The organism is Streptomyces sp. NPDC001668 (genome assembly GCF_042893155.1).
Taxonomy (GTDB): Bacteria; Actinomycetota; Actinomycetes; order Streptomycetales; family Streptomycetaceae; genus Streptomyces.
Map to the genome: position 1 here is coordinate 29,530 of NZ_JBIAUQ010000017.1, position 25,172 is coordinate 54,701.

The following is a 25,172-nucleotide window of genomic DNA, read 5'->3' on the forward strand; positions in this document are numbered from 1 at the left end:
TACGTCACCCCTGCCCCGCCCCACCACCCGCTACCGTTGGTCGGATGAGCAACCCGGCCGTACCGCCGCGCTCCCTCGCGGAAGCGCTCCGGGCCAGGGACGACGTCTCCCTGGCCGCGCTTCTGCGTGCCCGCCCCGACCTCATCACGCCCGTGCCCACCGACCTCACCCAGCTCGCGACCCGGGCCGGGACGCGGGCGTCGGTGGTGCGGGCGCTGGAGCGCCTGGACCGTTTCGCGCTCCAGACGGCGGAGGCGCTGGCGGTGGCGGCGGACCCGGCGCCGTACGAGGAACTGCGGGCCCTGCTGACCGGTGACGGCGGTGACCCGGCGGTCTCGGCGGCGCTCCCGCACGCCCTCGCCACCCTGCGGGAGCAGGCCCTGGTGTGGGGCGACGACGACCGGCTGCGGCTGGTCCGCACGGCCCGTGAACTGCTCGCGCCCTCGCCGCAGCATCCGTCGCCGACGGGGCTCGGGCCGACCGTGCAGGAGGCCACGGCGGGCATGTCGCCGGGCCGCATCCAGGAGATCGTCCAGGCGGCGGGAATCGGCTCCACCCACGACGCCGTGTCGGCGGTGGCGGCGCTGACGGCCCTGTTCACCGACCGCGAGCGGATGTCGGCGCTGCTCGCCGGGCTCCCGGAGGAGTCGCGGGAGGTGCTCTCGCGGCTGGTGTGGGGTCCGCCGTACGGCCAGGTCACCGCCGACCCCGCGGTGCACCTGCGCCGTCTGCTGGATGTGGGGCTGCTGGTGCCGACGGCGCCCGGGACGGTCGTACTGCCGCGGGAGGCGGCCCTGCACCTGCGCGGCGGCCGGGCGCACCGGGAGGTGGAGCCGCTGCCGCCGGCCGTGGAGCCCGCGGCGACCCACCGTCCACAGGTTGTGGACGCGACGGCGGCCGGGCAGGCGTACACCGCGCTCGCGACCGTCGAGGAGCTGCTGAAGGACTGGGACGAGGGCGGGCCCGCGGTGCTGCGGGCGGGCGGCCTGAGCGTCCGTGACCTCAAGCGCACGGCCGTCGCCCTGGACGTGGCCGAGCCGGTGGCCGCGTTCTGGGTCGAGCTGGCGTACGCGGCGGGCCTGCTGGCCTCCGACGGCGAGGCCGACGAGCGGTACGCGGCGACCCCGGCCCACGACGAGTGGCTGGAGCAGCCCCCGGCACAGCGCTGGGCCCGCCTGGCGGAGGCGTGGCTGACGGCGACGCGGGTGTCAGGGCTGGTGGGCGGCCGGGACGCGAAGGAGCGCACCCTGTCGACGCTGGGCCCCGGACTCGACCGCAGCGCGGCGCCGGAGGTACGGCACCGGGTGCTGACGCTGCTGGCGGGGCTGCCGGAGGGGGCGGCGCCGTCGAGGGAGTCGGTGCTGGCCCGGCTGCGCTGGGAGCGGCCGCTGCGGGGGCCGCAGCGCGAGGACGATCTGCGGTCGCGGCTCGCCGAGTGGACCTTGGCGGAGGCGGAGCTGCTGGGCGTGACGGGGCGGGGGGCGCTGTCGGGGCACGGGCGGGCGCTGCTGGGCGCGGCCGCGCCCAAGACGGTGGACAAGGCGGCGCCGAAGACGGCGGAAAAGGTGCCGCAGGGTCCCGGCGACAAGCTTCCCGTGCACCACCGGCCCGCCGTCGCCGAGCCCCTCTCCCCGGCCGAGCAGGCCACCGCGTCCGCCGCGGCCGCCCGGCTGCTGGCGCCGCTGCTGCCCGAGCCGCTGGACCACGTCCTGCTCCAGGCCGACCTGACGGCGGTGGCCCCGGGCCCGTTGCAGCGGTCGCTGGCCGAGGTGCTGGACGTGCTGGCCGACGTGGAGTCGAAGGGCGGGGCGACGGTCTACCGCTTCACCCCGGCATCGGTACGCCGTGCCCTGGACGCCGGTCAGTCCGCCTCCGACCTGCACGCCTTCCTCGCCGCGCACGCACGTACGCCGGTGCCGCAGCCGCTGACGTATCTGATCGACGACGTGGCGCGCAGACACGGCCACCTCCGGGTGGGCGCGGCCTCCGCGTACGTCCGCTGCGACGACGACGCCCTGCTGAACGAGATCCTCGCCGACAAGCGTGCCGCGGGGCTGCGGCTGCGCCGGCTGGCCCCGACGGTGCTGGCCGCGCAGGCCGACCCGGCATCCCTGCTGGACGGCCTGCGCGCGATGGGTTTCGCCCCGGCCGCCGAGTCCGCGGACGGCGACGTCCTGATCACCCGCGCGCACGCCCACCGCACCCCGCCGCGCTCGGCCCCGGAGCCCGTCCCGGACGGCCCCCCGATCCCGGACCCGACCCTCCTGTCCGCCGCGATCCGGGCGATCCGCGCCGGTGACCTGGCCTCCACGACCCCCCGCAAACAGAGCGACCAGCCCCCGCCCGCCACCGGCGAGCTGCCCCGCACCAGCTCCGCCGAGACCCTCGCCACCATGCAGGCCGCCGTCCTCACCGGCGAAGCCCTGTGGATCGGCTACGTCAACGCCGAGGGCGCCGCCAGCCAGCGCGTCATCGCGCCCATCCGCGTCGAGGGCGGCTTCGTCACGGCCTACGACCACACGGCGGACGAGGTCCGCACGTACCCGCTGCACCGGGTGACGGGAGTGGCGGAACTGGCGGAGGAGTAGGGCTGTCCTGGTGCCCTGGAGCCGTCCGAGGGCGAGCCCGTGATGGCCCACCGCCCGCCACCCGCGCACCGGAAGACCCCGGCGGCCCTTCCCGGCCTCCTCGGCCCTCCCTTGATCGTCCCTGGTTGAGGCACACTGGACGTTTGGCCCGTGCGGAAGGATGCATGTACGTGAACGGTCCTCTCATCGTCCAGTCCGACAAGACCCTGCTGCTCGAGGTCGACCACGAGCAGGCCGACGAGTGCCGTCGGGCCATCGCGCCGTTCGCCGAGCTGGAGCGGGCGCCGGAGCACATCCACACCTACCGGGTGACACCGCTCGGGCTGTGGAACGCGCGGGCCGCCGGGCACGACGCCGAGCAGGTGGTCGACGCGCTGGTGCAGTACAGCCGGTACCCGGTGCCGCACGCCCTGCTCGTCGACGTCGCCGAGACGATGGACCGGTACGGGCGGCTCACACTCAGCAAGCACCCCGCGCACGGGCTCGTGCTCACCACCACCGACCGGCCGGTCCTCGAGGAGATCCTGCGCTCGAAGCGGATCATCCCGCTGGTCGGGGCGCGGCTGGACCCGGACACCGTGGTCGTGCACCCCTCCGAGCGCGGGCAGATCAAGCAGACGCTGCTGAAGCTGGGCTGGCCCGCCGAGGACCTGGCCGGGTACGTCGACGGCGAGGCGCACCCGATCGAGCTCGCCGAGGACGGGTGGGCGCTTCGGCCCTACCAGAAGCAGGCCGTGGAGAACTTCTGGCACGGCGGCAGCGGGGTCGTGGTGCTCCCCTGCGGCGCGGGCAAGACCCTGGTCGGCGCCGGGTCCATGGCGCAGGCCAAGTCGACCACGCTCATCCTCGTCACCAACACCGTCTCGGCCCGGCAGTGGAAGCACGAGCTGGTGAAGCGCACCTCGCTGACGGAGGAGGAGATCGGCGAGTACAGCGGGACGCGCAAGGAGATCAGGCCCGTCACCATCGCCACCTACCAGGTGCTCACCACCCGCCGTAAGGGTGTCTACCCGCACCTGGAGCTCTTCGACTCCCGGGACTGGGGGCTGATCGTCTACGACGAGGTGCACCTGCTGCCCGCGCCGGTCTTCAAGTTCACCGCCGACCTCCAGGCCCGGCGCCGGCTCGGGCTGACCGCGACCCTGGTGCGGGAGGACGGGCGGGAGTCGGACGTCTTCTCCCTCATCGGGCCCAAGCGGTTCGACGCGCCGTGGAAGGAGATCGAGGCGCAGGGCTACATCGCGCCGGCCGACTGTGTCGAGGTGCGGGTCAACCTCACCGACTCCGAGCGGCTCGCCTACGCCACCGCCGAGCAGGAGGAGAAGTACCGCTTCTGTGCCACGACCGCGACGAAGCGGAAGGTCACGGAGGCCCTCGTCAAGCGCTTCGCGGGCCAGCAGATCCTGGTGATCGGCCAGTACATCGACCAGCTCGACGAGCTCGGCGAGCATCTGAACGCGCCGGTCATCAAGGGCGAGACCTCCAACGCCCAGCGCGAGAAGCTCTTCGACGCCTTCCGGGAGGGCGAGATCAGCGTGCTGGTGGTGTCGAAGGTCGCGAACTTCTCCATCGACCTGCCGGAGGCGACCGTCGCCATCCAGGTCTCGGGGACGTTCGGGTCGCGCCAGGAGGAGGCTCAGCGGCTGGGGCGGGTACTGCGCCCGAAGGCCGACGGGCACCAGGCGCACTTCTACTCGGTGGTGGCCAGGGACACGATCGACCAGGACTTCGCGGCGCACCGCCAGCGGTTCCTGGCGGAGCAGGGCTACGCCTACCGGATCGTGGACGCGGACGAACTGCTGGCGGACGGGGCCTGAGCGCCGGGGGCTACGGCATCGGCAGCGTGAGGACCAGCAGAAGGACCGTCGCCGGCGGCAGCACCGCGAGGACCGCCAGCCACGCGCGCAGGGCGGACCAGCGGCGCTGCCAGGGCAGGGCCCAGGAGGCGACGAAGGCGGGCAGGGTGACCAGGACCCCGAACTCCAGGATCCCGTAGATCACGGTCAGGGAGGTCATCAGCGCCCGCGGGCAGTCGTCGGGGCCGCAGGAGTCGGTGGCCATCGCGGACAGGCCGCCGAACAGGAGGGCGGGCGGGCCGAGGAGAACCAGCAGAACCGTCGCGACGAGCGGGGCCACCCAGGCGTGGCGGTCCTGGTCGCGGTCGGGAACGGCCGGTGCGGTCGCTGTCGTCATACGCCGAGTGAACCGCCGCCGGGGGCGGCCGGACATCGGCTCGGGTACTCATCCCGAACCGCGTGCCGTACTCAGCGGCGGCGGACGCCGGCCTCCTCGCCGTACTCGCCGAGTATGACGACGTCGAAGGCGGCGCCGGCGAAGACGCGGATCGCCCGGAGGGCGTTGCCCAGGCGGTGGGTGCTGTGGGTACCGGAAAGGGGGGTCGCCCCGGACGGGCGACCGGGTGCTGGGGTGAAGGTCGCTGCGCTCATGCCTCCATAGTGGCTTTCGAGGCATAAGGAGGGCATCGGTCCCAGGTAGCCACTTCTTGTACTACCTGGGTACAAGCCGCGGGTGGAGCCTCCCCTGGCAGAGGGAGGGGCGAGCCCCTAGGGGACGGAATCCGGGGGACGGAAAACCGGGGGACGGAAGACCGGGGGACGAAAAACGGTTGGCGGCGCGCCCGGTGCTTCCTCTACTATCTCCGCTCTTGCCCGCCTCCCTCCCGGAGTGCCGCCGCCCGGACGGAAACCGGTCGGCATCTCGCTGCCGCCCACCCGGCAGCCGCCCACCCCGCAGCACCTTCGGAGGCACCCCCTTGTCTGCCCTGCCCGCGCCCGTCGACGAAGACCCCCTGGCCCGCGAACGCTCCCACCTGGCCCGCTCCCGCGCCGCCCTGCGTGCCATGCGCGAGGACGTGGAGTCGCTGGACATCAAGGACGTCACCGCGAACTGGGTCAACGCCGAGGTCCTGGCCCGCCAGATCGACGAGCGCATCAAGGCGCTGGCCGACCTCAGCGACACCCCCCTGTTCTTCGGCCGCCTCGACTACCTGCACTCCCCCGGCGCCGACCGGGCCGAGGGCGCGCAGGGAGAGCGCTTCTACATCGGGCGCCGGCACGTCCACGACCACGACGGCGACCCGATGGTGATCGACTGGCGTGCGCCGGTCTCGCAGCCGTTCTACCGGGCGTCGAAGAAGGACCCGATGGACGTCGGGCTGCGCCGCCGCTTCGGGTACACCCGCGGGGACATCACGGCCTACGAGGACGAGCACCTCTCCGACCCCGCCGAGGCCGCGACGACCAGCAAGCTGCTCCAGCAGGAGATCGAGCGCCCGCGCGTCGGCCCGATGCGCGACATCGTGGCCACCATCCAGCCCGAGCAGGACGAGATCGTACGGTCCGGTCTCGGCGGCACGGTCTGTGTGCAGGGAGGTCCCGGCACCGGGAAGACCGCCGTCGGCCTGCACCGGGTGGCCTATCTCCTGTACGCCCACCGTGAGCGGCTCGCCCGCACCGGCACACTCGTCATCGGACCGAACCGCTCCTTCCTGCACTACATCGAGCAGGTGCTGCCCGCGCTGGGTGAGCTGAGCGTCCAGCAGGCGACCGTCGACGACCTCGTCACCAAGAGCGTCGAGGTCCGCGGCACCGACGAGGCACCCGCCGCCGTCCTCAAGGGCGACGCGAGGATGGCGGAGGTGCTGAGGCGGGCGATCTACTCCCACGTGACGATGCCCACCGAGCCGGTGATGGTCGTGCGCGGATCGCGCAGGTGGCGGGTCCCGGCGTACGAGATCGAGGAGATCGTGCGGGAGCTGCTGGACCGGGGCATCCGCTACGGCGCCGCCCGCGAGGCCCTCCCGCAGCGCATCGCGCACGCGGTGCTGGTGCAGATGGAGCGGTCCGGGGAGGCACCGGACGACCGGGTGCAGGACGCGGTGGCCCGCAATCCCGCGGTGAAGGCGGCGGTCAAGCAGATCTGGCCGCCCGTCGACCCCGCGAAACTCGTCCTGCGGCTGCTGACGGACGCGGACTTCCTCGCCGTGCACGCGGAGGGTGTCCTCGACGAGGACGAGCGGAAGACGATCCTGTGGGCGAAGCCGGTGCGGTCGGTGAAGTCGGCCAAGTGGTCGTCCGCGGACGCGGTGTTGATCGACGAGGCGACCGACCTCGTGGAGCGTACGCACTCGCTCGGCCATGTGGTGCTCGACGAGGCGCAGGACCTGTCCCCGATGCAGTACCGCGCGGTCGGCCGCCGCTGTTCGACCGGTTCGGCGACCGTCCTCGGCGACCTCGCGCAGGGCACCACGCCGTGGGCGACGCGCAGTTGGGACGAGGCGCTGGCCCACCTGGGCAAGTCCGACGGTGTGATCGAGGAGCTGACGGCCGGTTTCCGCGTGCCGACGGACGTGATCACGTACGCCTCCCGGCTCCTGCCGCACATCGCGCCGGGCCTGACCCCGGTCGCGTCGGTCCGTGAGAACCCGGGCTTCTTCGACGTCCGGGAGATCGGCGGCAGGGCCGAAGTGGTCGCCGCGTGCGAGGAGTTGCTGCGCAACGAGGGCTCGACCGGGCTGATCGCGGCGGACGCCCGGGTGCCGGAGCTGGCCGAGGCGCTGACGGCGGCGGGGATCCCGTATCTCGCCCCCGGCGAGGAGACCACGGACGAGACCCGGCTGACCCTGGTCCCGGCGTCCCTCGCCAAGGGTCTGGAGTACGACTACGTCGTCCTGGACGAGCCCCGGGCGGTGGTGGACGGCGAACCGGACGAGCGGACCGGGCTGCGGCGGCTGTACGTGGCGCTGACCCGGGCGGTGTCGGGGCTGATCGTGACGCACACCGCGGCACTGCCCGCGGCGCTCGCCGAGTAGGGTGCTGCTCCGGTCCGCCATGTCCCCCCGGAAAGGCTCCCGTTGAGCACGCCGCCGCCCTCCCGTCCCGCGTACCAGCCGACTTCGGGGCCCTACGCTCCGAACTCCGCGCCCTACCCGCCGAATCCCTGGCCGTATCAGCAGACGCCGGCTTCGGGACCGTACCCGCCGCCGGCGGCCTGCCAGATCTGCGGAGCGGCGCCCGCCGCCCCGGTGACGGTCCGGGGTCACCAGGGGATGGTGGTGATCATGCGGTTCCTGCGGCGGGAGGGTGTGTTCTGCCGCACCTGTGCGCTGGCGAGCTTCCGGGACATGCAGGCGGACACGATGGTGCTGGGCTGGTGGGGACCGCTGTCGGTGCTGATCACGCCGTTCACCCTGCTGGCCAACCTCAGCGCGCTGTCCGGCATCAAGCGCATCCCCGAGCCGGTCGCCCCGGGGTTCCGGCCGCCGCTGGATCCGGGCAAGCCGGTGTTCAAGCGCCCCGCCGGGATCCTGGCGCTGATCCCGATGGGACTGCTCGGTGCGGCGGTGTTCGCGTTCACGGCACTGCTGGTCATCGGGCTGGTGGCCGGGCCCGGCGGGCTGGGGGGCCAGGAGAAACTGACGGTCGGCTCATGCGTCCGCAACGACGGCACCTGGACCGACGAGGATCTCGAGACCGTGGACTGCGGGTCCTCCGACGCGCAGTTCCGCGTCAACGCGCCCGTTGACGCCACGTGTCCCTCCGGGGACTACCTCGCAGACCTGGAGTACAGCGAGCACGGCGACACGATCCTGTGCCTGCACCCGCTGAAGGGCTAACCGCGCCCCTCGTCGACCACCCGCCGCCATTCCCGTACGGCCTCCGCCGACACCGGCGATTCCCACCCGTCCGGCCTCGCCGCCCCGCCGATGTGGAAGGCGTCGATCCTCGCCGCGCGCAGGCCCGGCACATGGTCGAGCCGCAGTCCTCCGCCCACCAGGAGCTGCTGCTCGTACCCGGGCTCCCCGTGCCGTGCCGCCTCACGGAGCAGTACAGGCAGCCCCTCGTCCACGCCGACCGCCGAACCCGCCGTGAGGTAGGTGTCCAGTCCCGGCAGGCCATCGAGTTGCTTCCGCAGCGCGTCCCGGTCCGCGGCGTGGTCGATCGCCCGGTGGAACGTCCAGGGGCACCCGTCCAGCACCTCCACGACCCGCTCCACGGCGGCCAGGTCCACCTCGCCGGAAGCGTCCAGGAAACCGAGGACGAACTCCTCGGCCCCGGCGGACCGCGTCTCCCGGGCGACCTGAACCACCCGCGAGACGTCCCCGGCCCCGAACCCGTCCGACAGCCGCAGCATCACCCGCACCGGGATGTCCACGGCGGCCCGGATCGCGGTGACCGTGGCGACCGCCGGCGTCAGACCGTCCGCCGCCATGTCGGTCACCAGTTCCAGCCGGTCCGCGCCTCCGGCCTGGGCGGCGACGGCGTCCTCGGCGTCGAGGGCGATCACCTCCAGGACTGCACGCTTGCTCATGGGACCCCATTCGTCGACGGTCTCGGGCGGCTACAGGTCTAGTCCAATTCAAGAATACGCCGCTACGGGTTCCCTCTCACCAGTGCGTCTCAGCCGAAGATGTTCAGCTCCTCCGCCTCCGCCCCTACGTCCCCGCGTGCACCCTCCCCCACTGCCTCAAAGGCGTGGGGGGACCCCCACCCCCAGCCCGATGAGGGTGCGGCGCGGGACAATGAGGCCATGGCCGATCTCGACGACCTCCGCGACCGTTTCGTCCGTGCCCTGGAGAGCGCCCGGGCAGGCGACGGCCCCGACCCGGCGCCGTACGCCGGCAACCTCCTCGACCGCTGGCAGGAGGCGCAGCGCCACTACCACACGGTCGAACACCTGACGGCGGTCCTCGACCACATCGACGTACTGGAGGAGTACGCCCAGGACCCCGACCTGGTCCGCCTCGCGGCCTGGTTCCATGACGCCGTCTACCTCCCGGACCGCTCCGAGAACGAGGAGCGCTCCGCCCGTCTGGCCGAACGCGCCCTCTCCGAAGCCGGAGTCCCGGCCGCCGCGACGGCCGAGGTCGCCCGGCTGGTCCGCCTCACCGTCACCCACGCCCCCGCCGACGACGACCGCAACGGCCAGGTCCTGTGCGACGCCGATCTCGCGATCCTCGCCGCCCCGCCCTCCGCGTACGCCGCCTACACGGCCGCCGTCCGCGAGGAGTACGGCTTCGTCCCCAGCGACGCCTTCCGGGCGGGCCGGTCCGCGGTGCTGCGGCAACTGCTGGAGTTGCCGCGGCTGTTCAGGACGCCGTACGGGGAGCGGGAGTGGGAGGCCACGGCCCGCTACAACCTCGCCTCGGAGCTGGAAATGCTGTCGCTCTGAGGCCCCGGCGCCATAGCCTGCCCGCATGGCAGACATGGGCGCGGACCAGGGCGCGGAACGGGTGACGGAGGCCGTCGCGGACGCGGTGGCGGTGCTGCGGACGGCGGTGGACCGGGACTGGGCCGGGGTGCCGGCCGGCCGGGTGGAGTGGAGCTGCCTGAAGACGGCCGAGCACATCGCGGGCGATCTCATCGCGTACGCGGGGCAGTTGGCGGGCCGGGCCCAGGAGACGTACGTCCCCTTCGAGATCTTCCTGGACGACGGCACGGACGCCGAGGGCGCCCTCCAGGTGATCGAGACGGCCGCCACGCTGTTCGCGGCGACGCTCCGCAGCACCCCGCGCGAGGTCCGCGCCTTCCACCCGTACCCCTTCCGCAGCGCGAACCGCGTCGGCTTCGCCGCGATGGGCGTCGCCGAGGTGCTGCTGCACACGTACGACATCGCCGGGGGCCTGGGCCTGACGTACGAGCCCCCCGCCCGCCTTCCCGAGTACGTCCTGACCCGGATCTTCCCCGAGGCCCAGCCCGGCCCCGACCCCTGGCACACCCTGCTGTGGGCCACCGGCCGCGGCGACCTGCCGGGCCGTGCGCCGCGCACCGAGTGGCGCTGGAGCAACAACCTCGTCCTGCCGACCGAGCGCCTCACCCTCCAGGGCGTCACACCCGCGTCCGCCGCCGAACTGGCCGCGGGCGGCGACGGCGACTTCGAGTGGGTCGAGGACGGCCCCTTCGACGGCACCCGCGAGGCCGCCGGCATGACCATCAAGGCGTACGAGGCGGGCGTCCACCGCCCGGAGTTCGGCCTCTTCGCGCTGGTCCGGCGGGAGGACGGCCGCGCGATCGGCGGCATGGGCTTCCACGGCGCCCCCGACGAGGACGGCCGCGTGGAGGTCGGCTACGACCTCGCCCCGAGCGCCCGCGGCCACGGCTACGCCACGGAGGCCCTGCGCGCCCTCAGCGACTGGGCCCTGGCCCGCGACGACGTCCGCAGTCTCTGCGCCACCATCGAGCACGACAACGCGGCCTCCCAACGCGTGGTCGCCCGCGCCGGTTTCGCCCGCGCGACCGTGGAGGAGGAGCAGGCGTACGGCGAGACGGAGACGGCGCTACGGCTGTACGTGCTGCCCGGCCGGGCCGGTTAGCGGCCTTTGGGGCGCCGCAGTCCCGCCGCCGTGAGCAGCCGCACCACCTCGCGGCTGCTGACCTGCACCGCGCCCGCCGCGACCACGTCCGCGTACCGGTGCGACGGGATGTCGTAGTGGTCGCGCTCGAAGGCGCGGGAGGGCACGCCCGCCTGCTCGGCGAACGCGTGCAGTTCGTCGAAGGAGACGTCGCTGATCAGGTGGGACCACATACGGCCGTGTCCCGGCCAGTCGGGCGGGTCGATGTAGACCGTCACGAGGAGGGGGTCCCGCCCGTCGCGGTCCCCAGCGAGCCGACCGCCGCGACCTTCACACCGGCCTTGTGGCACACCCAGTGCGGGTCGGGGCCGAGTTCCGGCTCGACCTCCAGGGCGTGCGGGTCGCCGGAGCCGCACACCGGGCACAGGGGCCAGCGGCCGTACGTCTCCAGGAGCGCGTCCTGGACGTCCTGGGCGACCAGTCCCGCCACGAACTCCGCGCCCTCGGGCCACTGCTCCACCCACCAGCGCCGCTGCACGACGGAGTCCTCGACCATCGACACCACGTCCGCGGCGGCGACCTCGCCCGCGGCCAGGTCGGCGAGCACGAGCGCGCGTGCCGTGTGCAGGGACTGCTCAAGTGGACCGATGGACTCCATGCAGCCATTGTGCGGGCTCTTGACCACGAACCGAGCCGAAAATATCTTTCATGCGTGCCCCAGGAAGTGAAGGAAATTTTCGGCAGCGCTCTCGCCTCGAAGGTGCGCACGCTGGGTCCGTCCATGACCCGCTCCATGCAGCGGGTCGCCGAGGCCGTGGCGAAGGACCCCGCGGGCTGCGCGGCGCTCACCGTCACGGGCCTCGCGGAGCTGACCGGGACGAGCGAGGCGACCGTCGTGCGCACGGCCCGGCTGCTGGGGTATCCCGGGTACCGCGACCTGCGGCTCGCCCTCGCCGGCCTGGCCGCGCAACAGCAGTCCGGGCGGGCCCCGGCGATCACCACGGACATAGCGGTGGACGATCCGATCGCCGACGTGGTCGCCAAGCTCGCCTACGACGAGCAGCAGACCCTCGCGGACACGGCGGCCGGCCTGGACACCGTGCAGCTGGGCGCGGCGGTCGCCGCGACGGCCTCGGCGCGGCGGATCGACGTGTACGGGGTGGGGGCGTCCGGTCTGGTCGCGCAGGACCTCACCCAGAAGCTGCTGCGGATAGGGCTGATAGCGCAGGCGCACAGTGATCCCCACCTCGCCGTGACGAACGCGGTGCAGCTGCGGGCGGGGGATGTCGCGATCGCGATCACCCACTCCGGGTCCACCGGGGACGTGATCGAACCGCTGCGGGTCGCCTTCGAGCACGGGGCCACGACCGTCGCCATCACCGGGCGGCCGGGCGGGGCGGTCGCCCAGTACGCCGACCATGTGCTGACGACGTCCACGGCCCGGGAGAGCGAGCTGCGGCCCGCCGCGATGTCGTCCCGGACCAGCCAACTGCTGGTCGTGGACTGCCTGTTCGTGGGCGTGGCGCAGCGGACGTACGAGACGGCGGCGCCCGCGCTGGCCGCGTCGTACGAGGCGCTGGCGCATCGGCACCGACGGTAGACACCACAAGACGTCAGCTGCGAAAGCTACGAAGAAAGAGCCGCTCCGCCATGACTTCCACCTCCAACCCCCGTGACCTGCAAGCCCAGTTGGAATCGCTGACGACCGAGGCGTTCCGGCCCGAGCTCGCCGACGTCGATCAGTTGCCCACGCTCGACATCGCCCGGCTGATGAACGGCGAGGACGCCTCGGTACCCGCGGCCGTGTCCCGGCAGCTGCCGCAGATCTCCGCCGCCATCGACGCGATCGCCGAGCGGATGGCCCGGGGCGGCCGGCTGATCTACGCCGGTGCCGGCACCGCGGGACGCCTCGGCGTGCTGGACGCCTCCGAGTGCCCGCCGACCTTCAACACGGACCCGGCGCGGGTCGTGGGCCTGATCGCGGGTGGCCCGGAAGCGCTGGTCACGTCCGTCGAGGGGGCCGAGGACTCGGCGGAGCTGGCCCGGGCCGACCTGGACGGGCTCGCGGTGACCGCGCTGGACACGGTGGTCGGGGTGTCCGCGTCCGGCCGTACCCCTTATGCCGTGGGCGCGGTGGAACACGCCCGCGCGCAGGGGGCGTTGACGGTCGGCCTGTCCTGCAACGCGGGCAGTGCGCTGGCGGCCGCGGCCGATCACGGCATCGAGGTGGTCGTCGGTCCCGAACTGCTCACCGGCTCGACCCGTCTCAAGGCGGGCACGGCCCAGAAACTCGTCCTCAACATGCTGTCGACGATCACGATGATCCGGCTCGGCAAGACCTACGGGAACCTGATGGTCGACGTCCGCGCCTCCAACGACAAGCTGCGCGCCCGCTCCCGCCGGATCGTCGCGCTCGCCACCGGAGCCGGTGAGGAGGAGGTCGAGCGCGCGCTGGCCGCCACGGACGGCGAGGTCAAGAACGCGATCCTGACGATCCTGGCGGACGTGGACGGCCCGACGGCCGCCCGCCTCCTGGAGGAGACGGGCGGCCGTCTGCGGGCCGCGCTGGCGGCCGGGGGACGATGACCGTCCGGGCTAGCTCACGCTCACCGAGTACGCGCTGGTGCTCAGCTTGCCCTTGCCGGTGAAGACCTCGGTGCCCGCCTCGACGCTCGTCAGGTACGAGGTGTTCGCCAGCAGCCGCTTCTGGACGAGGGTGTTGGCCAGGCCCGTCAGGTCGGTCGTGGCGCTGTTGGTGTTGGCGGTGCGGACGAACGAGTAGACGTTCCAGCTGCTGGTGACCTTGCCGCTGCTGTCCTTGTTGACGATCTTGCCGACGTAGAGGTCCCACTTGGTGCCGGCGGCGGTGACCGTCTCGCGCTTGGTGCCCAGGGGGCCGGCGCCGTTCTGGCGGTTGAGCCAGACCATCATCTCGTCGTGCGGCTGGTCCTGCCAGTCCGGGTTGGACTTGGTGTGGAACCACACGTCGTAGGCGACGTTCATCACCGTGGGGGTGTTCTGGGTGATGGTGAAGCTCCAGGAACTGTTCACCTTGCGCCCGCTGTTCAAGCGGATCGGCAGCTTGGTGTTCTTCTCCTTCCAGCCCCAGTGCCAGCCCAGTACGACACTCCCGTAGGCCTTCACGCTGGTCTTGTCGCCCTTCCAGTCGAAGGACGTCTCCCAGTTGGCCTTGCCGTTGCGGTAGGAGTTGAGCCAGGTGCACTGCTTGCCGGAGGCGTTCTTGGCGCCCCAGACGTTGTTGTTGAGGTAGTACGGCGCGATGCTGACGGTGCTGAACGCCGTGCAGCTGTCCGCGGCCAGGGCGGGGGCGGCCGTCGCGGCCTGGGGGACGAGCAGCAGGGGCGCCGTCGCGAGGGCGGCGGCCAGGAGTATCCGGCGCTGGTTCATGGTGCGGTTCCTTACCTGTAGGTGACGTCCGTGGACCGGTAGACGCAGTTCCTGCCGTCCGGCCCGGACCCGGTCTTCGCCGGCTCACCGGAGGTCGTGCCGCGGAACTTCTGACAGATCACGATCTTGCGGGCGGAGTCACCGAGGACGGTGATCCGTGACAGCCGTGCGGTGTCCCCGTAGGGCGTGGCGTTGATGCCGACGACGTCGACACCGGGAGCCCGCACGGTGACGTTGTCGACCACGACATGGCGCGTGTACTGCGTCCGGCAGACACCGCAGGAGCGGTAGAGCTTGCCGAAGCCGGACACCTCGAAGTTGCGGATGACGAACGTGCCGGGCCCGTTGTGCTGGAACACCTTGTCCGCCGCCTTGCGGGCGCCGCCCCCGTCGATCGTCATGGTCTGGTTGGCGCGGGTGCCCTTGAAGGTGGCCGCGTCCTCGCCGACGTCCTCCCACCACACGTTCTTCAGCGTGCAGGTGCCCCGGCAGTGGATGCCGTCGGCGGCCGGGGACCCGATGATCACGTTGGAGACCGTGGTCCCGTCGGCCAGCTCCAGGATCGGGTCCTGGCCCTCGCCCTGACCACCGCCGCCGAGGGCGCCGGTGCCGACGAAGCGGGTGAAGTCGAAGTTCTTGGTGCCGCTGACCGGCTTGGTCTTCGCGACCTTCTCGGTGCGCTTGGCGGTGGGCCATACGGCGGTGGGGCGGGACTGCGCCTGTTCCTGTGCCGCATCCGCTTGCGCGGGGGTGGACGGGGTGAGGGCCGTGGTGCTCAGTACGGCGGTGACGGCGGCCAGGGCGACGCCGGCGGCGCGCAGCGAACGGAACCGGATCCTGCCGCCGAGCCCAGTGGGTATGGGCTCGGACGGCGGCGTGAACCTGCGTGTGCGGATGGTCATGGACGCATCTTCATCAAATTCACGTGATCTTCGCATTTCGGGCAGGCCGAATGGTGGTCGCCGGGGTCGTGGCCGCCGACGGCTCAGCGGCGGACGAGCAGCGCGTGGGTGACGTTCGGTGAGCTGACCAGCTCGGACACGCGGTAGCCGGCGATCCCGTCGCCGAGGTCGTCGAGCAGCCGCTCGCCGCGTCCGATGAGGAGCGGCGCGATCGCCAGGTGGACTTCGTCGATCAGCCCGGCGCGCAGGTACTGCCGGATGACCGCCGCCCCGCCGCCGATCCGTACGTCCTTGCCGTCCGCGGCGTCGAAGGCGCGGCGCAGGACCGCCTCCGGCCCCTCGTCGGTGAAGTGGAAGGTGGTGCCGCCCGCCATCTCCAGCGCCGGGCGCAGATGGTGGGTGTGGACGAAGACGTCGTGGTGGTAGGGCGGGTTGTCGCCCCACCAGCCCTGCCAGGACTCGTCCTCCCACGGACCGCGCTGTGGGCCGAACATGTTCCGCCCCATGATCGTGGCGCCGATGTTCCGGTCGCCGCGGACGAAGTGGTCGACGTCGATCCCGGACTTTCCCGCGGCCGCGTCCTCGGACGCGGACATGAACCAGCTGTGCAGCTCGTCGCCCCAGCCGACGCCGTCGCCGAAGGGGGCGTCCAGCCGCTGGTTCGGGCCGGCCATGAAGCCGTCGAGGGAGATCGTCACGTTGTGTACCCGGACCTTGGGCATGGTCTTCGCCTCTCGTGTGGTGTCGCGCTCTCACCTCTGCGTCGTTCAGAGCGTGCCTGGATCGACATCCCCGCGCACTTTTTTCCAGACAAGGGTGTAGCGCCAGAAGAGCCGCCGCCGCAGCCGGACGCCGGGGAGGACCCGGCGGGCCTCGCGGACGAGCTCGGTGTACGGGACGTCCGGGTGCCGGGTCACGGCGGTCATCGCGACGGGCTTCTCGGTCACTCTCCGCCCCCGGTTCTTGACCCAGCCGTAGATCAGGTTGAGCGGCACGGAGACCAGCCCGAGCAACTGCTGGACGCGGGTGTCCTCCTGGGCGACACCGACGATCACCAGGGTTCCGCCCGGGACGAGTTGGTCACGGAAGCGGGTGAGCGCGTCCGTCAGGGGGAGGTGGTGGAGTACGGCGACGCAGGTGATGACGTCGTAACGGCCCCCCTCGCCGTACGACAGCACGTCCGCGACGGAGAAGTCGACGGGCAGCCCGGGGCCGGCCGACTCCCTCGCCTTGGCGATGATCCGCTCGTCGCTGTCGATGCCGTGCACGTGGGCCGCGCGCGTGGCCAGCAGCCGGGCGAGGTCACCGGAACCGCAGCCGACGTCCAGGGCACGGTCGAAGCGGTCCGGCAACTGACGCATGATCCACGGGTGATAGTGGGCGTTGTGGCTCCAGGGGTGGGCGGCGTTGAAGCGGGCGAGGGCGTCCAGGAGAGGCATGGTTCATTTCAACAGGGCTCAACACGGCATACGACCCTCCCTGTTGGCCTTCCGCACCCGCGCCCGCAACACCTCGCCCTGCGGGGCGGGCCCGGCGGACTCCGGCGGACAGTCCCACTCCCGCCCGCCCCCGAGGGGCCTGAGCTGCACCCTCCCGCCCAGGTGCCCCATCACCTCCCCCACCCGCCCGTCCCGTACGTCCACGACGTACGCCCCGACCGGCGGCCGCTCCCCGCGCAGCACGGAGGCCAGCCGCTCGGCCGTGCGTACGTTGCACCGCCCCAGGTCGACCAGCGGGAACGGCTCGTCACCGGCGCCGGTGAGGGGGTCGACGGCGAGGGACGGCAGCGTCACGCCGACGCCGGTGAGGGCCTCCCGCAGGGACTCCAGGACTTCTTCGGTGGACCGCACGCTTTCCTCCATCGGCACTCTGGGTTGGTGATTCACGACACAGCGTGTCCGGTACGGCCCTAACCTGGCCATACGGACCAGCCCAACAACCTCACCTGGTGGACGGGGAGTCACACATGCCGGGACCGAAGGACCTCGACCCGTCGTCCTCACCGAGGGCACTGCTGGGAGCGGAGCTGCGGCACGCGCGGGAGAAGGCGGGGCTCAGTCAGGAGGAGCTGGGGCAACGGCTGTTCGTGAGCGGGTCGTTCGTGGGGCAGCTGGAGGCGGGTACGCGGAGGATGCAAGCGGATGTCGCGCGACAGCTGGACGAGGTGCTCGGGACGGAGGACTTCTTCCTACGGAACTGTGGGGCGTCGGCGAAGTCGAAGTACCCGGAGCACTTTGCGGAGGCGGCCGAGGCAGAAGCACGGGCCTCGGCGATCAGCCAGTACGCGCCACTGCTGATCCCGGGGTTGCTCCAGACGCCCGCGTACGCACGGGCGGTGTGCCGGGCGTATCAGCCGACAGCTCCGGAGGAAGAGATCGAGAAGCTGGTGGCCGCCCGGCGGGAGCGGGCTCGGCTCCTCGACGATCCAACAGAGCCGATGTTGTGGGTGGTGATTGACGAGGCAGCCCTGCGCCGAGTGACGGGCGGCCGGGCGGTGATGGGGGAAGCCCTGCGTCACATCGCCGAACTGGCGCGCCGGAGCAGGGTGATCGTGCAGGTGCTGCCGTTTGATGCGGGAGCGCACGCGGCCATGGAGGGCTCCACCAAGCTCATGGAGTTCCAGGATGCCCCTCCGCTGGTCTACTTCGAAGGCGTCGGCACCGGGCGGCTGGAGGACGATCCGGCCATTGTCAGGCACCAGCGCTTCACCTATCGGCTCCTGATGGCCTCCGCCCTGTCTCCTCAGAAGTCCCTGGCCCTGATCGAGGCGATGGCGCAGGATTACGCCCATGAGGAACACCCCTGAGTCCTGGCGCAAGTCGAGCTACAGCGGCGGCAGCGGCGGCGACTGCCTCGAAGTGGCCGTGGGCCACCCCACCGCCGTCCCCGTCCGTGACTCCAAAACCCCCCACGGCCCGAAGCTCATGCTCCGGCCGGAAGCGTGGTCCGCCTTCGTCGAGGCGGTCGTAGAGGTCAGGATCTGACCTATACGGCTCCTAGCGTGGCGCCCATGACCGACACCACGCACGCCATCAGCACAGACAAGCGCACCGACGAGCGCACCGACCTGCTGGAGGCGCTGGCCCACAGCCGGCGCTTCCTGCGCTTCACGGCCCGCGACCTCACCGACGAGCAGGCCGGGCAGCGGACCACCGCCAGCGAGCTGTGTCTGGGCGGCCTGATCAAACACGTCACGTCGGTGGAGCGGCACTGGACGGACTTCATCGTCAACGGCCCCTCGGCGATGCCCGACTTCACGGCCATGACCGAGGCCGACTTCGCCCAGCGGGCCGAGGAGTTCCGGATGCTGCCCGGCGAGACGCTGGCCGGCGTACTGGCCGACTACGAGGAAACGGCCCGCAGGACCGACGGACTCGTCACGACCCTGCCCGACCTGAACGCCGCCCATCCCCTCCCCGAGGCGCCGTGGAACGAGCCCGGGGCGCGATGGTCGGCCCGCAGGGTGCTGCTGCACATCGCCGCCGAGACGGCCCAGCACGCGGGCCACGCCGACATCATCCGCGAGTCCCTGGACGGCGCCAAGAGCATGGGCTGACCCGCGCGGTCTCAGGGGGATCCCGTGGCCGGCCCCCTCGTACCCTGAAAGCATGAACCACGCCCAGCTCACCGCTCTAGGCCGTGCTCTCCGTGTGCTCGGGGAGCACGGCGACTCCCTCACGTCCGACGCTCCGGACGCCAAGCTGCACGAGGTCAGGGCCGATCTGAAGCGTGCGCTGGAGCTGCTGGAGGACAGCGTCACCACCGCCGCCCCCACCACCCGCTGCGCCGAGCACCCGAACGGCCCGGTCGACGAGAACGCCCCCGACCTGTGCCTGCTGTGCGAGACGCGGCGCAGGGCGGCCCGCCGCGCCGAGATCAACGGCCCCTCCGCGCGCCCCCGCTCCGCCGAACCCGCCCCGTCCCGGTACGGCGTCCGTGAGGACCGTCCGCAGCCCCAGCAGCGCTGGCTGCCGGAGCAGTGGACCGGCCAGGAGTGGCAGCTGTGCGGGACCCCGAGGCGGGACCGGCACGAGGCGGAGCTGTACATCCACGCCCAGCGCCGTGGCCCGCGCGCCGCGATGGCGTACCGGCTGGTCCACGAGTTCACCGACTACGAGGTGCTGCGGGTGTGGGGCACCCCGGTCAGGGTCGACATCGAGCCGCTCGGCAACCTGTAGAAGCGCCGCCTACTTCAGCAGCGGCAGCGCCGGGAAGTCGTACCCCTCCCACAGCCGCCGCGACTGCTCCTCCGGGTACGGCCGTGCCTCCGCCGCCGCCGTCCCGTCCAGCACCCGGGTCAGGCGGCGATCGCCGTCGTACGCCGGCCACCCCGGGTCCCCGGTCCGCGCGAACCCCGTCCACGCGGACTGGAACAGCGAGGTCAGCGCCCTCGCCTCGTCCGGCACCCCGGTCCCCGCGAACAGCAGCATCCCGAGGTCGGCGTCGTACGTGCCGAACAGCAGCGGGACGTCCAGTCCGTGACAGGCGCCGAGCGCGCCGCCGAACCCCGGTGCGGACCAGGTCAGTTCGTACAGGTGGGCCCGGCCGCCGCCCGCGACCTGCGCCTCCGCCAGCCGAAGCGACGGCAGGGCGAACAGCCAGTCCGTCTGCACGCGTTCGTACAGGCCGGTCGGCGTGGCGTCCGGGAAGGCCTCGCGGTAGGAGCGCTCCCCGTCCGGCCCCGGCGCGAACATCCGCAGCGCCGCGGCCGTCTGCTCCTCGGTGATCCTGCCGAGCTGCTCACCGAGGGCGAGGAAGAGGCGGTACTCGTCGCGGGTGTGCCCGACGAGCAACTCCACATCCCGTCCGGCGCCTGCCGTCAGCGCCTCCCAGGGCGTGCACGGCAGCACCTCGCCGTCGACGACCGGCGAGAAGGGGGTGACCGTGGGCGCCGCCTGTCCCCACCGGTCGTCGTACTCACGCATGCGCAGGCTCAACCGCTCGCCCGCCGCCGGGAGTTCACGCGGGTCCACGGCGGACAGCGCGGCGGCCGCCGCCGCGAGCCCCGCCTCCTTGCCGATCTCCACCGCCATGTCCCGGGCGAGTTCGGCGGAGAAGTACGTGCCGGGCACGCTCTGTGCGACGGCCCGCCGGAACAGCCCCCGCGCGCTCGGCATCGCCAGCAGCGAGGCCACCGACCCGGCGCCCGCCGACTCCCCGAACACCGTGACCTGCCCGGGGTCCCCGCCGAACGCCGTGATGTTGTCCCGCACCCACTCCAGCGCGGCGACCTGGTCGAGCAGCCCCCGGTTCGCGGGCGCCCCCTCCAGCAGGGCGAACCCCTCGATGCCGACACGGTAGTTGAGGGTCACGACGACCACGTCACCGGCGCGGGCGAGGTGCTGGGCGTCGTAGCCGGGGCTGCCCGCGTGGCCGAGCTTGTAGGCACCGCCGTAGATCCACACCATCACGGGCCGGCGGGCCGCCGGGTCGGTCGCGGGCGTCCAGACGTTGACCGTCAGCCAGTCGTCACCTGTGGGGGTCTCCACCACTGCCGCGCGTCCCTGGAAGCCCGACTCCTGCGGGGGCGGGGGCCCGAAGGCGTACGCCTCCCGGGTCCCCTCCCAGCTTCTGACGGGCCGCGGCGCCTGGAACCGGGCCTCGCCGACCGGCGGTTCGGCGAAGGGGATCCCCCGGAAGACCACCAGTCCGTCCTCGGCCCGCCCGCGCACGGTACCGGCCGCGGTGCGCACTTCGAGACCCTCGGCTGACGTCATCGGTCGAACTCCTCACAGGTCGGGGCTGCTTCGCTCACTCCAGCCCACGTCCTTTGCCCGGGTCAACCGGCTCGGGGTCCCTTGTGCCGTCAGCTCAACGACTTCAGCGCGGACGCGTCGTACGGCGCAAGCTCGTCGAAACGGCCGGCCAGCACCTTCGCGGCCCACTGCGGGTCCTGGAGCAGCGCCCGGCCGACGGCGACCATGTCGTACTCCTCGCGCTCCAGGGCGTCGAGCAGGTCGTCGATGCCCTTGACCGGGGAGCCCTCGCCCATGAAGCCCTTGATGAAGTCGCCGTCGAGGCCGACCGAGCCGACGGTGATGGTGGTCCGGCCGGTGAGCTTCTTGGTCCAGCCGGCGAGGTTGAGGTCGGAGCCGTCGAACTCGGGGAGCCAGTAGCGGCGGGTGGAGGCGTGGAAGGCGTCGACACCGGCCGCGGCGAGCGGGGCGAGGATCGCCTCCAGCTCCTCCGGGGTCTCGGCGAGCCGCGCCTTGTAGGCCTCCTGCTTCCACTGCGAGTACCGGAAGATGATCGGGAACTCGGCCGACACCGTCTCGCGTACGGCCGCCACGATCTCCGCCGCGAACTTCGTACGGGCGACCGGGTCACCGCCGTAGGCGTCGGTGCGGCGGTTGGTGCCCGCCCACAGGAACTGGTCGAGGAGGTAGCCGTGGGCGCCGTGCAGCTCCACGCCGTCGAAGCCGATGCGCTCGGCGGCGGCCGCGGCCTCGGCGAACGCGCCGATGACGTCGTCCAGGTCGCGCTGGGTCATCGCCTTGCCGGTGGGCTCGTCGGCGCCGGGGCGGATGCCGGAGGGGCCGACGGCGGGGGCGTCGGCGTAGGGCGCCTCGCCCTGGTTGCGGACCATGCCGATGTGCCACAGCTGCGGGACGATGGTGCCGCCCGCCGCGTGCACCTGCTCGGCGACCTTCGCCCAGCCCGCCAGCTGCTCCTCGCCGTGGAACCGAGGGACGTTGTCGCTGTTCCCGGCCGACTCGTGGCCGACGTAGGTGCCCTCGGTGACGATCAGACCGACTCCGGCGGCCGCGCGGCGTGAGTAGTACGACGCCACGTTCTCACCGGGGACGCCGCCCGGGGAGAACATGCGGGTCATGGGCGCCATCGCGATGCGGTTCGGCACGGTCAGGCCGTTGATGTGGGCCGGGCGGGAGAGGATCTCGGCGGCGCGGGAGGCGGCGGGTGAGGCTGCGGGGGCAGTCACGTGGGGGTACTCCTCGGTATGTGCATGCGCATGGATAGTTCCCCTGGTACCAACCACCTCGCCCGCCTCAGGATTTCCGGACGGGCTGTGACTCCGGCCACGCATGGAAGAAGCCCGCCCCACAACCGTGAGACGGGCTTCGCTCGAGCGCCGGGCAGGCCTTGCACCTGCATTTCCCCGCAGGAAGCGGGGCGTCTTTCCTTGGACCACCAACGCGTAGTCGGCCGACGGGAGTTCACGTCGGGCGGCTCGTGATCAACTATAGCGCAAGAAAAGACCGGGGGCGGCCACCCCCTGTTCCCAGGAAGGGCCGCCCCCGGCGAGGACATGATCATCCGTCAGGCCTCGCGGCCCGGAGTCGATCAGAAGTCCATGTCACCGCCCGGCATACCGCCACCGGCGGGCGCGGCGGCCTTCTCCGGCTTGTCGGCGATGACGGCCTCGGTGGTGAGGAAGAGCGCGGCGATGGAGGCGGCGTTCTGCAGGGCAGAGCGGGTCACCTTCGCCGGGTCGATGATGCCCTCGGCGATCATGTCGACGTACTCACCGGTCGCGGCGTTCAGGCCGTGGCCGACGGGCAGGTTGCGCACCTTCTCGACGATGACGCCACCCTCGAGACCACCGTTGACGGCGATCTGCTTGAGCGGGGCCTCCAGCGCGAGCTTCACGGCGTTGGCACCGGTCTGCTCGTCACCCGAGAGGTCCAGCTTCTCGAAGACGCTGGAGGCCTGCAGGAGCGCCACGCCACCACCGGCGACGATGCCCTCCTCGACGGCCGCCTTGGCGTTGCGCACGGCGTCCTCGATGCGGTGCTTGCGCTCCTTGAGCTCGACCTCGGTCGCGGCACCGGCCTTGATGACGGCGACGCCACCGGCGAGCTTCGCCAGGCGCTCCTGGAGCTTCTCGCGGTCGTAGTCCGAGTCGCTGTTCTCGATCTCGGCGCGGATCTGGTTGACGCGGCCGTTGACCTGGTCCGAGGAACCGGCACCGTCGACGATGGTGGTCTCGTCCTTGGTGATGACGACCTTGCGGGCGCGGCCCAGGAGGTCCAGGGTCGCGTTCTCCAGCTTGAGGCCGACCTCCTCGGAGATGACCTCGCCGCCCGTGAGGATGGCGATGTCGCCGAGCATGGCCTTGCGGCGGTCACCGAAGCCCGGGGCCTTGACGGCGACCGACTTGAAGGTGCCGCGGATCTTGTTGACGACCAGGGTCGACAGGGCCTCGCCCTCGACGTCCTCGGCGATGATCAGCAGCGGCTTGCCCGACTGCATGACCTTCTCCAGGAGCGGGAGCAGGTCCTTGACGGAGCCGATCTTGGAGTTGGCGATCAGGATGTACGGGTCGTCGAGCGACGCCTCCATACGCTCCATGTCGGTGGCGAAGTACGCCGAGATGTAGCCCTTGTCGAAGCGCATACCCTCGGTGAGCTCCAGCTCCAGACCGAAGGTCTGGGACTCCTCGACGGTGATGACGCCTTCCTTGCCGACCTTGTCCATCGCCTCGGCGATGAGCTCGCCGATCTGGGTGTCGGCGGCGGAGATGGAGGCCGTGGAGGCGATCTGCTCCTTGGTCTCGACATCCTTGGCCTGCTCGAGCAGGGCGGCGGAGACGGCCTCGACGGCCTTCTCGATACCGCGCTTGAGGGCCATGGGGTTGGCGCCGGCGGCTACGTTGCGCAGGCCTTCCTTGACCAGGGCCTGGGCGAGCACGGTCGCGGTGGTCGTACCGTCACCGGCGACGTCGTCCGTCTTCTTGGCGACTTCCTTGACCAGCTCGGCGCCGATCTTCTCGTACGGGTCCTCGAGCTCGATCTCCTTGGCGATGGAGACACCATCGTTGGTGATCGTGGGGGCGCCCCACTTCTTCTCGAGGACGACGTTGCGGCCCTTGGGGCCGAGCGTCACCTTCACGGCGTCCGCGAGCTGGTTCATGCCGCGCTCGAGGCCGCGCCGCGCCTCCTCGTCGAACGCGATGATCTTGGCCATGTGAAGTGGTCCCTCCAGGACTGGGGGTGATTCCTTCGGACCGCGCCCGCGCCCGCGACGGACGGCTCGCCGACCCGTGGGTTCCTTGCCCCACCCGGTCTGCGGGCCTCACCGACCCGGTCCATCTTTGTCACTCTCACCTTCAGAGTGCTAACGCCAATGATTAGCACTCGGCATGGTCGAGTGCAAGCGCCCGCCGAAGACCGGGGCGGGTTCGGCCGTCGGGCGGCCACCGGTCGGCGGGGGCTGAGCGCGCAGTTCCCCGCGCCCCCGGGGAGGTTGCAGTCGGGCAATCAGGGGCGCGGGGAACTGCGCAAAACGCCCGCCCCACCAGCCCGCACCAGATGACGAACCCGCACCCGCACAACATCCCGCTCCACCGCCGGAGGCACATGCACATGCCGAAGGGCCCGTACCCATGACTCCCCATGGGGTACGAGCCCTTCGAAGAAGAACGAAGAACGACGCTGTTGTTACCCGGCGCGTGCTTCAGCCAGTCGCGAGACGGACCATGTCCGCCTGCGGCCCCTTCTGACCTTGCGAGATCTCGAACTCGACCCGCTGGCCCTCTTCAAGGGTGCGGTAGCCGTCCATCTGAATCGCGCTGTAGTGGACGAATACATCCGCACCACCGTCGACCGCGATGAAGCCGTACCCCTTCTCCGCGTTGAACCACTTGACGGTGCCCTGAGCCATGCCTAACTCCCCTATTACTGGCCCTTGCACGGACCCACACTTCATGGATCCGGGTCAGACCTCACCCCCCACATGGTTGGGGGCGTGCGCCGGAACGCGTCGACCGCGGCTGAATGTATCTGTCCAACTGCCGTCTGCAACAGGTCAATCGGACGAGAATTCTGGACGGAAGGGGTCCGGAATGTAGCGAGAATTCGCCCGAATTCGGGGCAAGTCGGGCCCCATAAAGGGCACATAAGGCGCATAAGACGTGCACACTTTGGCTACTTCTCATCGCCCGCGAAGCGAGAACTCATATGCGTGCGGCATGAAGAGAGCCGCAGCTTCCCCAACTGTACCGTG

At 71.6% G+C, this 25,172-nt stretch carries 26 protein-coding genes; 12 read left to right on the forward strand and 14 right to left on the reverse strand.

Going from position 1 to position 25,172, the window contains the following annotated elements:
• Positions 1–44: 44 nt before the first annotated feature.
• Both ACFYZ8_RS36920 and ACFYZ8_RS36925 read left to right on the forward strand, forming a co-directional pair.
• Positions 45–2,588 (forward strand): helicase-associated domain-containing protein, encoded by a 2,544-nt coding sequence (locus tag ACFYZ8_RS36920; protein WP_388540189.1) that lies wholly within the window; start codon positions 45–47, stop codon positions 2,586–2,588.
• Positions 2,589–2,758: 170 nt separating this feature from the next.
• The gene (locus ACFYZ8_RS36925; RefSeq protein ID WP_359037888.1) at positions 2,759–4,405 is read left to right on the forward strand and encodes a DNA repair helicase XPB; all 1,647 of its coding nucleotides are present in this window, start codon (positions 2,759–2,761) and stop codon (positions 4,403–4,405) included.
• A gap of 10 nt (positions 4,406–4,415) precedes the next feature.
• Here the strand turns inward: ACFYZ8_RS36925 and ACFYZ8_RS36930 are convergent, their stop codons facing one another.
• Both ACFYZ8_RS36930 and ACFYZ8_RS36935 read right to left on the reverse strand, forming a co-directional pair.
• Positions 4,416–4,781, reverse strand: a complete 366-nt coding sequence (locus ACFYZ8_RS36930; RefSeq protein WP_359037886.1) for a hypothetical protein — start codon at positions 4,779–4,781, stop codon at positions 4,416–4,418.
• Between the two features lie 71 nt (positions 4,782–4,852).
• Positions 4,853–5,035 carry a hypothetical protein gene (locus ACFYZ8_RS36935; RefSeq protein ID WP_352388792.1) on the reverse strand — a complete coding sequence of 61 codons (183 nt, stop codon included), beginning with the start codon at positions 5,033–5,035 and terminating at the stop codon, positions 4,853–4,855.
• Positions 5,036–5,448: 413 nt separating this feature from the next.
• On the opposite strand from ACFYZ8_RS36935, the gene ACFYZ8_RS36940 reads away from it, so the two are divergent.
• Both ACFYZ8_RS36940 and ACFYZ8_RS36945 read left to right on the forward strand, forming a co-directional pair.
• Positions 5,449–7,419, forward strand: coding sequence for a UvrD-helicase domain-containing protein (locus ACFYZ8_RS36940; RefSeq protein ID WP_359037962.1), 1,971 nt, complete (start codon positions 5,449–5,451; stop codon positions 7,417–7,419).
• 249 nt (positions 7,420–7,668) lie between these two features.
• Entirely contained in the window at positions 7,669–8,223 is a 555-nt protein-coding gene (locus ACFYZ8_RS36945) for a hypothetical protein (RefSeq protein WP_359037882.1), read from the forward strand.
• Here ACFYZ8_RS36945 and ACFYZ8_RS36950 read toward each other — a convergent pair.
• Positions 8,220–8,918: a copper homeostasis protein CutC gene (locus ACFYZ8_RS36950; RefSeq protein ID WP_388540187.1), complete on the reverse strand. Its 699-nt coding sequence runs from the start codon at positions 8,916–8,918 to the stop codon at positions 8,220–8,222. The two genes, ACFYZ8_RS36945 and ACFYZ8_RS36950, sit on opposite strands and share 4 nt — an antisense overlap.
• A 219-nt stretch (positions 8,919–9,137) precedes the next feature.
• Here ACFYZ8_RS36950 and ACFYZ8_RS36955 point away from each other — a divergent pair, with 219 nt between their 5' ends.
• Both ACFYZ8_RS36955 and ACFYZ8_RS36960 read left to right on the forward strand, forming a co-directional pair.
• Positions 9,138–9,779 (forward strand): hypothetical protein, encoded by a 642-nt coding sequence (locus ACFYZ8_RS36955; protein WP_388540185.1) that lies wholly within the window; start codon positions 9,138–9,140, stop codon positions 9,777–9,779.
• Positions 9,780–9,813: 34 nt separating this feature from the next.
• A complete protein-coding gene (locus ACFYZ8_RS36960) occupies positions 9,814–10,920 on the forward strand; it encodes a GNAT family N-acetyltransferase (RefSeq protein ID WP_359037960.1) in 1,107 nt (368 codons plus the stop codon).
• On the opposite strand, the gene ACFYZ8_RS36965 is transcribed toward ACFYZ8_RS36960, so the two are convergent.
• Positions 10,917–11,177 carry a DUF4031 domain-containing protein gene (locus ACFYZ8_RS36965; protein WP_359037875.1) on the reverse strand — a complete coding sequence of 87 codons (261 nt, stop codon included), beginning with the start codon at positions 11,175–11,177 and terminating at the stop codon, positions 10,917–10,919. The genes ACFYZ8_RS36960 and ACFYZ8_RS36965 overlap by 4 nt on opposite strands.
• A complete protein-coding gene (locus tag ACFYZ8_RS36970; protein ID WP_359037873.1) occupies positions 11,174–11,557 on the reverse strand; it encodes a hypothetical protein in 384 nt (127 codons plus the stop codon). Before ACFYZ8_RS36970 ends, ACFYZ8_RS36965 begins: the two co-directional genes overlap by 4 nt.
• A 54-nt stretch (positions 11,558–11,611) precedes the next feature.
• Between ACFYZ8_RS36970 and ACFYZ8_RS36975 the strand changes: the two genes are divergently transcribed.
• A complete protein-coding gene (locus tag ACFYZ8_RS36975) occupies positions 11,612–12,499 on the forward strand; it encodes a MurR/RpiR family transcriptional regulator (protein ID WP_388540182.1) in 888 nt (295 codons plus the stop codon).
• 50 nt (positions 12,500–12,549) lie between these two features.
• Positions 12,550–13,485: an N-acetylmuramic acid 6-phosphate etherase gene (murQ, locus tag ACFYZ8_RS36980; protein WP_359037871.1), complete on the forward strand. Its 936-nt coding sequence runs from the start codon at positions 12,550–12,552 to the stop codon at positions 13,483–13,485.
• Between the two features lie 9 nt (positions 13,486–13,494).
• Here the strand turns inward: murQ and ACFYZ8_RS36985 are convergent, their stop codons facing one another.
• From ACFYZ8_RS36985 to ACFYZ8_RS37005, 5 genes are all read right to left on the reverse strand, one after another.
• Entirely contained in the window at positions 13,495–14,307 is an 813-nt protein-coding gene (locus ACFYZ8_RS36985) for an endo-1,4-beta-glucanase (protein WP_388540179.1), read from the reverse strand.
• An 11-nt stretch (positions 14,308–14,318) separates the two neighbouring features.
• Positions 14,319–15,209, reverse strand: coding sequence for a pectate lyase (locus tag ACFYZ8_RS36990; protein WP_359037867.1), 891 nt, complete (start codon positions 15,207–15,209; stop codon positions 14,319–14,321).
• A gap of 83 nt (positions 15,210–15,292) precedes the next feature.
• Positions 15,293–15,931 carry a dihydrofolate reductase family protein gene (locus ACFYZ8_RS36995; RefSeq protein WP_388540176.1) on the reverse strand — a complete coding sequence of 213 codons (639 nt, stop codon included), beginning with the start codon at positions 15,929–15,931 and terminating at the stop codon, positions 15,293–15,295.
• A gap of 45 nt (positions 15,932–15,976) precedes the next feature.
• Entirely contained in the window at positions 15,977–16,648 is a 672-nt protein-coding gene (locus tag ACFYZ8_RS37000) for a class I SAM-dependent methyltransferase (protein WP_388540174.1), read from the reverse strand.
• Between the two features lie 18 nt (positions 16,649–16,666).
• Entirely contained in the window at positions 16,667–17,059 is a 393-nt protein-coding gene (locus ACFYZ8_RS37005) for a hypothetical protein (protein ID WP_359037861.1), read from the reverse strand.
• A 116-nt stretch (positions 17,060–17,175) separates the two neighbouring features.
• Here ACFYZ8_RS37005 and ACFYZ8_RS37010 point away from each other — a divergent pair, with 116 nt between their 5' ends.
• From ACFYZ8_RS37010 to ACFYZ8_RS37025, 4 genes are read left to right on the forward strand one after another with little or no spacing between them, the layout of a single operon-like run.
• Complete coding sequence (locus tag ACFYZ8_RS37010) at positions 17,176–18,015, forward strand: Scr1 family TA system antitoxin-like transcriptional regulator (protein WP_388540171.1); 840 nt, start codon at positions 17,176–17,178, stop codon at positions 18,013–18,015.
• Positions 17,999–18,193: a DUF397 domain-containing protein gene (locus tag ACFYZ8_RS37015; protein WP_359037857.1), complete on the forward strand. Its 195-nt coding sequence runs from the start codon at positions 17,999–18,001 to the stop codon at positions 18,191–18,193. The genes ACFYZ8_RS37010 and ACFYZ8_RS37015 overlap by 17 nt, the downstream gene beginning before the upstream one ends.
• Positions 18,194–18,219: 26 nt before the next feature.
• Positions 18,220–18,765, forward strand: a complete 546-nt coding sequence (locus ACFYZ8_RS37020; RefSeq protein ID WP_388540168.1) for a DinB family protein — start codon at positions 18,220–18,222, stop codon at positions 18,763–18,765.
• A 52-nt stretch (positions 18,766–18,817) separates the two neighbouring features.
• Positions 18,818–19,387, forward strand: coding sequence for a hypothetical protein (locus ACFYZ8_RS37025; RefSeq protein ID WP_388540165.1), 570 nt, complete (start codon positions 18,818–18,820; stop codon positions 19,385–19,387).
• A gap of 9 nt (positions 19,388–19,396) precedes the next feature.
• Here the strand turns inward: ACFYZ8_RS37025 and ACFYZ8_RS37030 are convergent, their stop codons facing one another.
• The 4 genes from ACFYZ8_RS37030 to ACFYZ8_RS37045 all read right to left on the reverse strand — a co-directional run bounded on the left by ACFYZ8_RS37030 (position 19,397) and on the right by ACFYZ8_RS37045 (position 24,830).
• Positions 19,397–20,926, reverse strand: coding sequence for a carboxylesterase/lipase family protein (locus ACFYZ8_RS37030; RefSeq protein WP_388540163.1), 1,530 nt, complete (start codon positions 20,924–20,926; stop codon positions 19,397–19,399).
• 89 nt (positions 20,927–21,015) lie between these two features.
• Positions 21,016–22,149, reverse strand: a complete 1,134-nt coding sequence (locus ACFYZ8_RS37035) for an NADH:flavin oxidoreductase (protein ID WP_388540161.1) — start codon at positions 22,147–22,149, stop codon at positions 21,016–21,018.
• A gap of 362 nt (positions 22,150–22,511) precedes the next feature.
• Complete coding sequence (gene groL / locus ACFYZ8_RS37040; RefSeq protein WP_355744181.1) at positions 22,512–24,134, reverse strand: chaperonin GroEL; 1,623 nt, start codon at positions 24,132–24,134, stop codon at positions 22,512–22,514.
• Positions 24,135–24,623: 489 nt separating this feature from the next.
• A complete protein-coding gene (locus tag ACFYZ8_RS37045; protein WP_007382895.1) occupies positions 24,624–24,830 on the reverse strand; it encodes a cold-shock protein in 207 nt (68 codons plus the stop codon).
• Positions 24,831–25,172 lie beyond the last annotated feature (342 nt).

Coding starts and splice junctions, on each gene's coding strand:
- ACFYZ8_RS36920 (WP_388540189.1), top strand. CDS start 45: ATGAGCAACCCGGCCGTACCGCCGCGCTCCCTCGCGGAAGCGCTCCGG.
- ACFYZ8_RS36930 (WP_359037886.1), bottom strand. CDS start 4,781: ATGACGACAGCGACCGCACCGGCCGTTCCCGACCGCGACCAGGACCGC.
- ACFYZ8_RS36935 (WP_352388792.1), bottom strand. CDS start 5,035: ATGAGCGCAGCGACCTTCACCCCAGCACCCGGTCGCCCGTCCGGGGCG.
- ACFYZ8_RS36940 (WP_359037962.1), top strand. CDS start 5,449: ATGCGCGAGGACGTGGAGTCGCTGGACATCAAGGACGTCACCGCGAAC.
- ACFYZ8_RS36945 (WP_359037882.1), top strand. CDS start 7,669: ATGCGGTTCCTGCGGCGGGAGGGTGTGTTCTGCCGCACCTGTGCGCTG.
- ACFYZ8_RS36950 (WP_388540187.1), bottom strand. CDS start 8,918: ATGAGCAAGCGTGCAGTCCTGGAGGTGATCGCCCTCGACGCCGAGGAC.
- ACFYZ8_RS36955 (WP_388540185.1), top strand. CDS start 9,138: ATGGCCGATCTCGACGACCTCCGCGACCGTTTCGTCCGTGCCCTGGAG.
- ACFYZ8_RS36960 (WP_359037960.1), top strand. CDS start 9,814: ATGGGCGCGGACCAGGGCGCGGAACGGGTGACGGAGGCCGTCGCGGAC.
- ACFYZ8_RS36970 (WP_359037873.1), bottom strand. CDS start 11,557: ATGGAGTCCATCGGTCCACTTGAGCAGTCCCTGCACACGGCACGCGCG.
- murQ (WP_359037871.1), top strand. CDS start 12,550: ATGACTTCCACCTCCAACCCCCGTGACCTGCAAGCCCAGTTGGAATCG.
- ACFYZ8_RS36985 (WP_388540179.1), bottom strand. CDS start 14,307: ATGAACCAGCGCCGGATACTCCTGGCCGCCGCCCTCGCGACGGCGCCC.
- ACFYZ8_RS36990 (WP_359037867.1), bottom strand. CDS start 15,209: ATGACCATCCGCACACGCAGGTTCACGCCGCCGTCCGAGCCCATACCC.
- ACFYZ8_RS36995 (WP_388540176.1), bottom strand. CDS start 15,931: ATGCCCAAGGTCCGGGTACACAACGTGACGATCTCCCTCGACGGCTTC.
- ACFYZ8_RS37000 (WP_388540174.1), bottom strand. CDS start 16,648: ATGCCTCTCCTGGACGCCCTCGCCCGCTTCAACGCCGCCCACCCCTGG.
- ACFYZ8_RS37010 (WP_388540171.1), top strand. CDS start 17,176: ATGCCGGGACCGAAGGACCTCGACCCGTCGTCCTCACCGAGGGCACTG.
- ACFYZ8_RS37015 (WP_359037857.1), top strand. CDS start 17,999: ATGAGGAACACCCCTGAGTCCTGGCGCAAGTCGAGCTACAGCGGCGGC.
- ACFYZ8_RS37020 (WP_388540168.1), top strand. CDS start 18,220: ATGACCGACACCACGCACGCCATCAGCACAGACAAGCGCACCGACGAG.
- ACFYZ8_RS37025 (WP_388540165.1), top strand. CDS start 18,818: ATGAACCACGCCCAGCTCACCGCTCTAGGCCGTGCTCTCCGTGTGCTC.
- ACFYZ8_RS37030 (WP_388540163.1), bottom strand. CDS start 20,926: ATGACGTCAGCCGAGGGTCTCGAAGTGCGCACCGCGGCCGGTACCGTG.
- groL (WP_355744181.1), bottom strand. CDS start 24,134: ATGGCCAAGATCATCGCGTTCGACGAGGAGGCGCGGCGCGGCCTCGAG.
- ACFYZ8_RS37045 (WP_007382895.1), bottom strand. CDS start 24,830: ATGGCTCAGGGCACCGTCAAGTGGTTCAACGCGGAGAAGGGGTACGGC.